The sequence below is a fragment of the Massilia sp. CT11-108 genome (assembly GCF_047302915.1).
Lineage (GTDB): Bacteria > Pseudomonadota > Gammaproteobacteria > Burkholderiales > Burkholderiaceae_D > Telluria > Telluria orientalis.
Genome location: NZ_JBKYMO010000206.1, coordinates 1 through 9,784, shown reverse-complemented (window position 1 = coordinate 9,784; position 9,784 = coordinate 1). Strand labels below are relative to the sequence as shown.

Genomic DNA, 9,784 nt, shown 5'->3' with positions numbered 1-9,784 from the left:
CGCCGCCGCGACGAGAGGCGCGAGGCGGACGTGCCCGGGCGCCGCCAGCCCGATGGCCAGCGCAGACGCGAGAAGGGCCAGGCCGCAGCCACCCCATACGAACCGCTGGATGCGCGACGGCCTGACGAGCGCGGACACCGCGATCGACATGGGTGTTTCCAATTAGAATTTGAGGAGGCCAGAAATGACAAACGCCCATTCCTTGGACAGGAATGGGCGTCCGAAAGTTCGGCTATTGCGCGATCGTTAGATCTTGGCGAAGACCAGCGTGCCGTTGGTACCGCCGAAACCGAAGGAGTTTTTCACCGCGTAATCGATCTTCATGTCCCGTGCCGTGTTGGCGCAGAAGTCCAGGTCGCATTCCAGATCCTGGTTGAAGATGTTGATCGTCGGCGGCGAGACCTGGTTGTGAATCGCGAGCACGGTGAACACCGACTCCAGGCCGCCCGCGCCACCCAGCAGGTGGCCCGTCATCGACTTGGTGGAGTTGACGACCAGCTTGTTCGCATGGTCGCCGAAGGTGCGCTTGATGCCCTTCACTTCCGCCACGTCGCCCACGGGGGTCGACGTGCCGTGCGCGTTCACGTACTGCACCTGGTCCGGGTTGATGCCCGCGTACTGCATCGCGGCGACCATGCAGCGCGATGCGCCGCTGCCATCCTCGAGCGGTGCCGTGATGTGGTTCGCGTCCGCGCTCATGCCGAAGCCGACGACTTCCGCATAGATCTTCGCGCCGCGCGCCTTGGCGTGTTCATACTCTTCGAGCACCATCACGCCCGCGCCCTCGCCCAGCACGAAGCCGTCGCGGTCGCGGTCCCACGGACGCGAGGCCGTGGCCGGATCATCATTGCGCGACGACAGCGCGCGTGCCGAGGCGAAACCGCCCAGGCCCAGCGGCGACACGGTCGATTCCGCACCGCCGGCGATCATCACGTCGGCGTCGCCGTACTCGATCAGGCGGGCTGCCTGGCCGATGCAATGCAGTCCGGTCGTGCAGGCGGTCACGATGGCGAGGTTCGGACCACGCAGGCCGAACTTGATCGACAGGTCGCCCGAGATCATGTTGATGATCGACGCCGGGACGAAGAACGGCGAGATGCGGCGCGGGCCGCGGCTGTCGTACTCCGCCTTCGTGTCTTCGATCATCGGCAGACCGCCGATGCCGGAACCCACGAGCACGCCGATACGATCGCGATTGTCGTCGGTGACGACAATGCCCGAATCCTGTAACGCCTGGATGCCGGCGGCCATGCCGAAATGGATGAACGTATCCATATGACGGCCTTCCTTGCCCGGCAGGTAATCCTCGACGTTAAAGTTCTTCACCTCGCCCGCAAAGCGGGTCGAGAATGGCGTTGCGTCGAACTTGGTGATGTTGGCAATACCCGACTTGCCCGCCAGTGCTGCCTCCCACGCGTCGGCAATGGTGTTGCCGATCGGAGAGATGCAACCCAGGCCGGTCACTACGACACGACGGTTGCGTGAACTCAAGCGCTTCTCCTGAAATCCTGAAAGCTTAGGCCTTGACGTGAGCCTGTGCGTACTCGATAGCCTGGCGAACGGTCGTGATCTTCTCGGCCTGCTCGTCCGGGATTTCCATTTCGAATTCGTCTTCCAGGGCCATCACCAGTTCCACGGTGTCCAGCGAGTCAGCGCCGAGGTCGTCAACGAACGAGGAATCGATTTTGATGTCTGCTTCGGCAACGCCCAGTTGCTCAGCGACGATTTTTTTAACGCGTTGTTCGATATCCGACATGTTATGGCTCCATTAGGTATGTGTTGCGGAAAGTGCGCGCATTTTATCAGGGTTTGCGCGTTGAAAAACTATTTTCAGCGTCTGACGCTAAAACGGTCGAAACTACTGCGAACTGCCGAGATCTCTAATTAAAGGATGCCCATCAGTTCATGTACATGCCGCCGTTCACGTGCAGTTCCGTGCCCGTGATGTAGGCGGCCTGCGGCCCCGCCAGGAAGGCGACCGCGTACGCGATATCTTCCGGCGCGCCCAGGCGGCCCAGCGGGATCTGCGTCAGCAGCGCCTCGTGCTGGCCTTCGCCCAGTGCCTTGGTCATGTCGGTATCGATGAAGCCGGGCGCCACGCAGTTGACGGTGATGTTGCGGCTGCCGATCTCGCGCGCCAGCGCGCGGGTCATGCCGGCCACGCCGGCCTTCGCCGCCGCGTAATTCATCTGGCCCGGGTTGCCGGCCGCGCCCACGACGGACGTGATGTTGATGATACGCCCCTGCTTTGCCTTCATCATCCCGCGCAGCACGGCGCGCGACAGGCGGCCGACGGCCGTCAGGTTGGTGGCGATCACGTTGTCCCACTCTTCGTCCTTCATGCGCATCGCCAGTTGATCCTGGGTGATGCCGGCATTGTTGACGAGGATGCCGATCGGGCCGACGTTCTTCGTGATGTCGTCGATGACGGCGGCGCACTGGGCGGCGTCGGTGACGTTCAGCACGACGCCCTTGCCGCCGAACTCGGCGAGGTAGGCGCCGATGGCTTCCGCGCCCGCTTCGGTGGTGGCGGTGCCGACGACCCTGGCGCCCTGGCGGGCCAGTTCGAGTGCGATGGCCTTGCCGATGCCGCGCGAGGCGCCGGTGACGAGGGCGACTTGGTTTTGCAGGTTCATTGAGTCCTCTTTTTCTCTAACGGGGGGATGCGGCGGCACTCAGCCCTGGACGGCGGCGAGCACGCGCTCCAGCGATGCCTGGTCGACGAGGGCTTCGCCCACCAGCACCGGATCGATCCGCTTGGCCATGCCGATCAGGGTCTTGCTCGGCGCGCATTCGATGACTTGCGTCACGCCGTCGGCCGCCATCTTCTGCATGGTCTCGACCCAGCGCACGGGACCGGCCGCCTGGCGCACCAGCGCGTCCTTGATCGCGGCGGGATCGTTCAGGATAGCCACGTCGACGTTGTTGATCAAGTCGATCTGCGGGGCGGCAAAGTTCAGGGTGGCCATGTAGTCGCGCAGGCGATCCGACGCCGGCTTCAGCAGCGACGAGTGGAACGGCGCCGACACGGCCAGCTTCATGGCGCGCTTGGCACCCTTGGCCTTGGCGATGTCGCACGCGCGCTCGACGGCGGCCGTGTGGCCCGCGATCACGATCTGCGTCGGCTCGTTGAAGTTCACGGCTTCCACCGTTTCACCCTGCTCAGCCTCCGCGCACACGGCACGCACGTCGTCGGCCGACAGGGCGAGGATCACGGCCATGCCGCCCTGCCCGACCGGCACCGCATCCTGCATGGCTTGCGCACGGAAGCGCACGAGCGGCACGGCATCCTTGAAGTCGATCACGCCGGCGGCGACGAGTGCCGAGTACTCGCCGAGGCTGTGGCCGGCCGCGGCGATCCACGCGCGGTAGACGGCGACGGCGGCCGTCAGCATCACGGGCTGCGTGTTCGTGGTCAGGTCGAGGTCTTCCTTCGGACCTTCGGCGATCAGTTTGCCGAGGTCCTGGCCCAGCGCTTCCGACGCCTCGGCGACGGTCTGTGCGACGACCGGGTTCCCGGCGAAGCCGTTCAGCATGCCGACGGCTTGCGCGCCCTGGCCGGTAAACAGAAATGCGAATTTGCTCATCGATTCCTCTTAGCGTGTTTTTGTCTTGTTATTACATGCGCGCCAGCACGGCACCCCAGGTAAAGCCGCCACCGACGCCTTCCATCATGACGTTGTGGCCCGGCTTGATGCGGCCGTCGCGCACCGCGACATCGAGCGCCAGCGGGATCGACGCGGCCGACGTGTTGCCGTGTTCGTTGACGGTCACGACCATCTTGTCGGTCGGGAGCCCGAGTTTCTTCGCGGTGCCCGCCATGATGCGCAGGTTGGCCTGGTGCGGGATCAGCCAGTCGATGTCGCCCGCCGGCATCTGCGCATGCGCCAGCGCTTCGTTGGCGACCTTTTCCAGCACGGAGACGGCCAGCTTGAAGACGGCCGGGCCATCCATGTACAGGAATTTCTGGTTCGCGGCCTGGTTCGACGGGTTCGCGGGACCGCACAGGATGTGGCCATGGCTGCCGTCGGCATGCAGCTTGACGGCCAGCAGGCCCGGCTCCTCGGACGCGGCCAGCACGACGGCGCCGGCGCCGTCGCCGAACAGCACGCAGGTGCTGCGGTCATCGAAGTCGAGGATGCGCGAGAACACTTCCGTGCCGATCACGAGCACGTTCTTCGCGTTGCCGGCCTTGATGAAGGCATCGGCCGTCGCCATCGCGTAGACGAAGCCCGAGCACACGGCGCCCATGTCGAACGCGGCGCTGTTGTTGCGCATGCCCAGCTTGTTCTGGACGATGCACGCCGTGCTCGGAAAGCTGCCGAAATAATCCGGCGTCGACGTGGCGACGATGATCAGGTCGATCTGCTCCGCTTCGAGGCCGGACGCTTCGAGCGCCTTGCGTGCCGCGTTCACGGCCAGGTCCGACGCGTTTTCGTCGGGCGCGGCGTAGTGGCGGGCGGAGATGCCGCTGCGGGACACGATCCATTCGTCCGAGGTTTCGATCCCCTTGGTGGCGAGCTGCGCCGCGAGGTCGTCGTTGGTGACACGCTGCGCGGGCAGGTAGCTGCCGGTACCGATGATTTTGCTGTAAGTCATTGCTAACCCTGCTGAATAGTTGAGCCTGGCGCTTCCGGATTGGGAGCTTGCGGCAACATTTCGGCGATCAAGGTCGAGAGTTGCGCTTGCACATTATATTTCGCCGCGTCAAAAGCGCGTCGAAGTGCCCACTCGTAGGCGTAGGCATTGGCGCCGCCATGGCTCTTGAAGACCAGGCCTTTCAGGCCCAGCAGGCCGGCACCGTTATAACTTTCGGGGTTCAGCTTCTTGAGCGATTTGCGCGCGAACAGGGCGCCGATCTTCGACATGGTCGTTTCGAGGAACACCGATTTCACGAAACGCGACAGGCCCTCGATCGCCTTCAGGGTCACGTTGCCGACGAACCCGTCGCACACGACGACGTCGACGGTGCCCTTGAAGATATCGTTACCTTCCACGTTGCCATGGAAATTCAGCACGCCGCGTTCATGGTCGGCCCGCAGCAGGGGTGCGGTGGCCTTGACCACTTCATTGCCCTTGATCTCTTCCGTGCCGACGTTCAGCAAGCCGATGCTCGGGCGGCGGTGTTCCATCGCTTCGAACAGCACGGCGCCCATGATGGCGAACTGGTGCAGGTGATGGGGCTCGCAATCGACGTTGGCACCCAGGTCGAGCATGTACGTCGGACCGCCCTTCTGGTTCGGCAGGATCGAGCAGATGGCCGGACGGTCGACGTCGGCCATGGTCTTCAGGACATACCGCGAGATGGCCATCAGCGCGCCCGTATTGCCGGCGGAGACGCAGACGTCGGCGCTGCCGTCCTTGACGAGCTCGATCGCCACGCGCATCGACGAGTCTTTCTTGCGGCGCAGGGCGACTTCGACGGGATCGTCCATCGCGACCACTTCGGAGGCGTGGCGGACGGTCAGGCGGAGGGTGTCGCCCGCATGATGTTTCTTGAGTTCAGCGCGGACCAGCTCTTCCTGACCGACGAGGATCAGCTCGGCGTCGGGTTCGCGCTTGAGGAATGCGAGGGCTGCCGGGATGGTCACGGCGGGGCCGTGGTCGCCGCCCATGCAGTCGATGGAAATTTTGATTGTCATTTGTCGGAATGAACCGCGGGCTCAAGGTCGGCCGGCGGCGGCGTGGTCTCGGCGGGGTACACTGCGAGCCGAGTCAGCGGGATGGTAAATGACGGAGTTACCGCAAAAGAAAAAGCGGCGCCACGCATTCGACATACGTTGCACCGCTTTCATGGAACAAAACAGCAAGACGTCGATTACTCGTCGTTCTTGGTCTTGAGCACTTTACGGCCACGGTAGAAACCGTTCGGGCTGATGTGGTGACGCAGGTGCGTTTCGCCGGTGGTCGGCTCGACTGCCAGGTTCGGGGCGGTCAGGAAATCGTGCGAACGGTGCATGCCGCGCTTCGACGGGGACTTCTTATTCTGTTGAACAGCCATGATGACTCCTAAACTTAAGTTCTAAAATTCTAACACATTCGACTTGCAAGTACATGCGCATCGAGTATCCCAGCAGCAATAACGTTGAGGCTGCCATTGCCGACATGTTTAACGCTGCCTTACAACGATGACTCAATACTCGAGCTGCACGCGCTTGACACGTTTTGACGCTGCGAATGCTACCTGTACGTAACACCCACTGCAATTCTTTTATTCAGATTTGAGGCCTTTAAGTGCCGCGAACGGCGATACCTTCTCGGACTTGATCGCGTCCAGCAGCCTGGTATCGGGGCACACCTCGTGTTTCGGTGCCTGCGGCAGGGCCAGCAGGGCTTCATCTTCCAGCAGATCGCGGATGTCGCAGGTATGGCTGCCGACGATCACGTCGATACTTTCATCGTCGAGGATTTCCTCGATCTCGTCCGCTTCCTGGTCGTCCTTACCCAGCACCAGCACGGTCGACGAATCGAGCTCGTAGCCGAACGGGGTCAGGCAGCGCTGGCAGACCAGTTGCACGGTACCGGAGACGGACAACGTCAGCATCGGATACCCTTGCCGGGTCTGGCCGCCGTCGATGGACCACGCGATCTCGCCGGACTTGTCGGCGCAATCAACCGCCAGGCGGTTCATTTCCGCCACCGGCGTGACGCCTTCACGATGGCCGTTGTTCCGACAAAATTCAAAGGCGTCGATGACAAAAGCGCTCATTTGGAAAAACATCCCCGGAAAACCTGCGATAATAGCAGGCTTCTGCCCGCGCAGTCAAAGACTTCCTCACAAAGCGCTATCTTCCTGTTTTATTTACGAAAATCGATGCCAAGCTCCACCCTTCCGCGCCTCATCCTGGCCTCCGGCTCCGCCTACCGGCGCGAGCTGCTGGGTCGCCTGCACCTGCCGTTCGAAACGATCTCGCCCGACATCGACGAGACCCCGCATCCGGATGAAACGCCGGAAGCGACGGCGCTGCGGCTGGCGCGCGAGAAAGCCGCGGCCGTCGCCCTCAAGAACCCCGGTGCTCTGGTGATCGGCTCGGACCAGGTGGCCACGCTGGACGGCATCCAGATCGGCAAGCCGGGCGACCACGCGCGCGCCCTCGCCCAATTGCAGATGATGCGCGGCCGCCGCGTCATATTCCATACGGCCCTGTGCCTGTGGGACGGGAGAACCGGCACGGCGCAGGTCGAGAATGTCCAGGTGTTCGTGACGTTCCGCGACCTCCCGGATGCCGAGCTGGACTCCTACCTGCACATCGAGCAGCCTTACGACTGCGCCGGCAGCGCCAAGAACGAAGGACTCGGCATCGCCCTGCTCGAACGCATCGACAGCGGCGACCCGACCGCCCTCACCGGCCTGCCCCTGATCGCCCTGACCGGCATGCTGCGCCGCGCCGGCATGCCATTTTTTAATCGCCAACAATAACAACCATGCCCGGTACGCTCTACCTGATCCCGAACACCCTCGGCCCCACCGAGGCCGCACCGCACGCGCTGTCCCACATCCTGCCCGAGCAGGTGCAGGACATCGCCAGCAAGCTCGAGTACTTTGTCGCCGAGAACGCCAAGACGGCGCGCGCCTTCCTGAAACTGGTCGGCATCGACCATCCGCTCGCACGCCCGCTGCAAGAGATTCAGATCGCGGAACTCAATGTGAACACGCCGCAGCAGGCGCTGGCCGCGCTGCTCGCGCCCCTGCTGGAGGGACGCGATGCGGGCCTCGTGTCGGAAGCGGGCGTGCCGGCCGTCGCGGACCCGGGTGCCGACCTCGTCCGGCTGGCGCACCAGCACGGCGTGCCCGTGCGTCCGCTCGTGGGGCCGTCGTCGCTGCTGCTGGCCGTGATGGCGAGCGGCCTGAACGGCCAGAGCTTCGCATTCAACGGCTATTTGCCGACGGACGCCGGCCAGCGCACCAAGCGCATCCAGCAACTGGAGCAGCGCTCGCGCAGCGAGAAACAGACGCAGTTGCTGATCGAGACGCCATATCGCAACGGCGCGATGCTGGAAGCCCTCGTCGCCAGCTGCCAGCCGGGCACGCTGGTGTGCGTGGCGACCGATCTGTCGCTGGCGACGGAAACCGTGCGGACGCAGACGGCCGCGAAATGGAAGGCGCAACTGGCTGCCGGCAAGGCGCCGGATTTCCACAAGAAGCCGACCGTCTTTCTGTTCCTCGCGCAATCGTAGAGGTCAGTGCACTTCGGCACCGAGTTCGCGCACCCAGCCGAACGCGGCCAGTTCGATGTCGCGCACCTGTTTCACCGACAGCCCGAGGCGGTCCAGCGCGGCCGCCAGATTGCGGTCCGGATCCACATGCTCCAGCGCTTCCGCCACGCTCAGCATGGCGCCATAGTCGCCGTCGCGCTCCAGCAGCGCGGCGCGGACCTCGCGCGACAGGTCGACCTTGTCGAAGATCTCGCGCATCGGCACGTCGAACAACGCATCCATCAGCGACATGATGCCGACCGTAAAGGCAGTATTCGCGCCGGCCACGTCGCCCGGACGCAGGGTCAGCGTCATCAGCTCGAGCAGGCGGCCGCGCGTCGTCGCCATCTGCAGCAACGGCGAATTCAGTTCGACGTGCCCCTCCGGGCCGCTGTACAACAGGATCTGCACCCAGCGCTGCAACTGGCTGCGGCCGAGCTGGACGAGCGCCTGCGAAATCGACTCGACCTGCGGCGCGCCGGTGCCGGCCAGATGGCCGTTCACGAGGCGCAGCAGGTTCAGGCTCAGCAACGGGTCGCGTTTGACGGCCGCCTCGATCGCATCGTTGTCGGCTTGCGAATGAATGAGATCGAACAGGCGCAGCAGCACGAGCTCGGACGGCGTGATCTTCTTGCCGGACAGGATCGCAGGACGCGCAAAATAATAGCCCTGGAAGTATTCGAAGCCGAGTTCCAGGCATAACTCGAATTCCTCGATCGTCTCGACCTTTTCCGCCAGCAGCTTCTGATGCGGCCCGCGCAGGGTGCGGACGAGTTCGGCGAGCTCGCCGCGCCCGACGCCCTGCAAGTCGATCTTGATGATGTCGACGAGGCTCATCAGCTTGCTTACCTGCTCGGAATGGCCTATAACATCGTCGAGTGCGAACTTGAAGCCGAGCTCTTTCAACTCCCGCACACGGGCCAGCAAGGCCGTGGTGGGACGGACGGTTTCCAGAATTTCCAGAATGACCTTATCGGGAGGCAGGAATCGGACGAAATCGCTCATCAGCACCACCTCGTCGACATTGACGAAGGCAACCTGCTCGCCCACCACCTGCTTCATCCCCAGCTGCGACGCATGGGAGATCACGGCGGCGGTGGCGGCGGCATAATCGGTCAGCTGCGCGTCCTCATGCTCCGGCGCGGCGCGAAACAGCAACTCGAACGCCACCAGTTTCTGGTCGCGCCCGAGGATGGGCTGGCGCGCCAAAAAGAATTCGTCGGACGGCGTGGACGTGGCTGCCGTTGCTACCGCTTGCATGTAAAAACTCCTGAAACGACGGCACGCACCATGCGTGCCGGACCCGGTCTGGCCGGAATACCGGTCCGACTATACTACAGACGGGAAGTCTTTACATTTCGACATCGTATCAAAACGTTTCAAACATAGATGTGCTTGCCAGAAACGATCGATGCGAAAAGGATCAGGACCGACCCGATCCGTTACGCTTGGCGGGGCCGCGCGGAGCCGGTTTGGCTTCCGTGCGCGGGGTGCGCGCACGTCCTTCGGTGCCCTCGCCTTCCTTGCGCGCACGTGGATCGTCGCCGAACGGCTGGCCCGGCAGGCGCAGGCTGCCGCCGCCGGACAG

General features: G+C 63.5%; 11 protein-coding genes. 2 read left to right on the top strand and 9 right to left on the bottom strand.

Translation table 11 applies throughout. The features are described from left to right. Positions 1 to 246: 246 nt before the first annotated feature. From fabF to ACEN88_RS16990, 8 genes are all read right to left on the bottom strand, one after another. Positions 247 to 1,491, bottom strand: a complete 1,245-nt coding sequence (fabF, locus tag ACEN88_RS17025; protein ID WP_413341405.1) for a beta-ketoacyl-ACP synthase II — start codon at positions 1,489 to 1,491, stop codon at positions 247 to 249. Between the two features lie 25 nt (positions 1,492 to 1,516). Next, positions 1,517 to 1,756, bottom strand: coding sequence for an acyl carrier protein (gene acpP, locus ACEN88_RS17020; protein WP_036168404.1), 240 nt, complete (start codon positions 1,754 to 1,756; stop codon positions 1,517 to 1,519). A gap of 142 nt (positions 1,757 to 1,898) precedes the next feature. Continuing rightward, positions 1,899 to 2,636, bottom strand: a complete 738-nt coding sequence (gene fabG, locus ACEN88_RS17015; RefSeq protein WP_413341403.1) for a 3-oxoacyl-ACP reductase FabG — start codon at positions 2,634 to 2,636, stop codon at positions 1,899 to 1,901. 39 nt (positions 2,637 to 2,675) lie between these two features. Beyond that, positions 2,676 to 3,587 carry an ACP S-malonyltransferase gene (fabD, locus tag ACEN88_RS17010; RefSeq protein ID WP_413341402.1) on the bottom strand — a complete coding sequence of 304 codons (912 nt, stop codon included), beginning with the start codon at positions 3,585 to 3,587 and terminating at the stop codon, positions 2,676 to 2,678. 31 nt (positions 3,588 to 3,618) lie between these two features. Then, positions 3,619 to 4,599 (bottom strand): beta-ketoacyl-ACP synthase III, encoded by a 981-nt coding sequence (locus tag ACEN88_RS17005; protein ID WP_413341401.1) that lies wholly within the window; start codon positions 4,597 to 4,599, stop codon positions 3,619 to 3,621. A gap of 2 nt (positions 4,600 to 4,601) precedes the next feature. Continuing rightward, a complete protein-coding gene (plsX, locus tag ACEN88_RS17000) occupies positions 4,602 to 5,642 on the bottom strand; it encodes a phosphate acyltransferase PlsX (protein WP_413341400.1) in 1,041 nt (346 codons plus the stop codon). Positions 5,643 to 5,818: 176 nt separating this feature from the next. After that, the gene (rpmF, locus tag ACEN88_RS16995; RefSeq protein WP_005666806.1) at positions 5,819 to 6,001 is read right to left on the bottom strand and encodes a 50S ribosomal protein L32; all 183 of its coding nucleotides are present in this window, start codon (positions 5,999 to 6,001) and stop codon (positions 5,819 to 5,821) included. Between the two features lie 210 nt (positions 6,002 to 6,211). Then, the gene (locus ACEN88_RS16990) at positions 6,212 to 6,709 is read right to left on the bottom strand and encodes a YceD family protein (RefSeq protein WP_413341397.1); all 498 of its coding nucleotides are present in this window, start codon (positions 6,707 to 6,709) and stop codon (positions 6,212 to 6,214) included. Positions 6,710 to 6,814: 105 nt separating this feature from the next. On the opposite strand from ACEN88_RS16990, the gene ACEN88_RS16985 reads away from it, so the two are divergent. Continuing rightward, positions 6,815 to 7,420, top strand: coding sequence for a Maf-like protein (locus ACEN88_RS16985; protein WP_413341395.1), 606 nt, complete (start codon positions 6,815 to 6,817; stop codon positions 7,418 to 7,420). A gap of 5 nt (positions 7,421 to 7,425) precedes the next feature. Beyond that, complete coding sequence (locus ACEN88_RS16980; RefSeq protein WP_413341393.1) at positions 7,426 to 8,178, top strand: SAM-dependent methyltransferase; 753 nt, start codon at positions 7,426 to 7,428, stop codon at positions 8,176 to 8,178. A gap of 3 nt (positions 8,179 to 8,181) precedes the next feature. Here ACEN88_RS16980 and ACEN88_RS16975 read toward each other — a convergent pair whose 3' ends face one another. Next, positions 8,182 to 9,456, bottom strand: a complete 1,275-nt coding sequence (locus tag ACEN88_RS16975; protein ID WP_413341391.1) for an EAL and HDOD domain-containing protein — start codon at positions 9,454 to 9,456, stop codon at positions 8,182 to 8,184. Positions 9,457 to 9,784: the final 328 nt, after the last annotated feature.

Bases quoted from the DNA above. Each gene is read 5' to 3' on its own strand.
- acpP (WP_036168404.1), bottom strand. From the start codon at position 1,756: ATGTCGGATATCGAACAACGCGTTAAAAAAATCGTCGCTGAGCAACTG.
- fabG (WP_413341403.1), bottom strand. From the start codon at position 2,636: ATGAACCTGCAAAACCAAGTCGCCCTCGTCACCGGCGCCTCGCGCGGC.
- fabD (WP_413341402.1), bottom strand. From the start codon at position 3,587: ATGAGCAAATTCGCATTTCTGTTTACCGGCCAGGGCGCGCAAGCCGTC.
- ACEN88_RS17005 (WP_413341401.1), bottom strand. From the start codon at position 4,599: ATGACTTACAGCAAAATCATCGGTACCGGCAGCTACCTGCCCGCGCAG.
- plsX (WP_413341400.1), bottom strand. From the start codon at position 5,642: ATGACAATCAAAATTTCCATCGACTGCATGGGCGGCGACCACGGCCCC.
- rpmF (WP_005666806.1), bottom strand. From the start codon at position 6,001: ATGGCTGTTCAACAGAATAAGAAGTCCCCGTCGAAGCGCGGCATGCAC.
- ACEN88_RS16990 (WP_413341397.1), bottom strand. From the start codon at position 6,709: ATGAGCGCTTTTGTCATCGACGCCTTTGAATTTTGTCGGAACAACGGC.
- ACEN88_RS16985 (WP_413341395.1), top strand. From the start codon at position 6,815: ATGCCAAGCTCCACCCTTCCGCGCCTCATCCTGGCCTCCGGCTCCGCC.
- ACEN88_RS16980 (WP_413341393.1), top strand. From the start codon at position 7,426: ATGCCCGGTACGCTCTACCTGATCCCGAACACCCTCGGCCCCACCGAG.
- ACEN88_RS16975 (WP_413341391.1), bottom strand. From the start codon at position 9,456: ATGCAAGCGGTAGCAACGGCAGCCACGTCCACGCCGTCCGACGAATTC.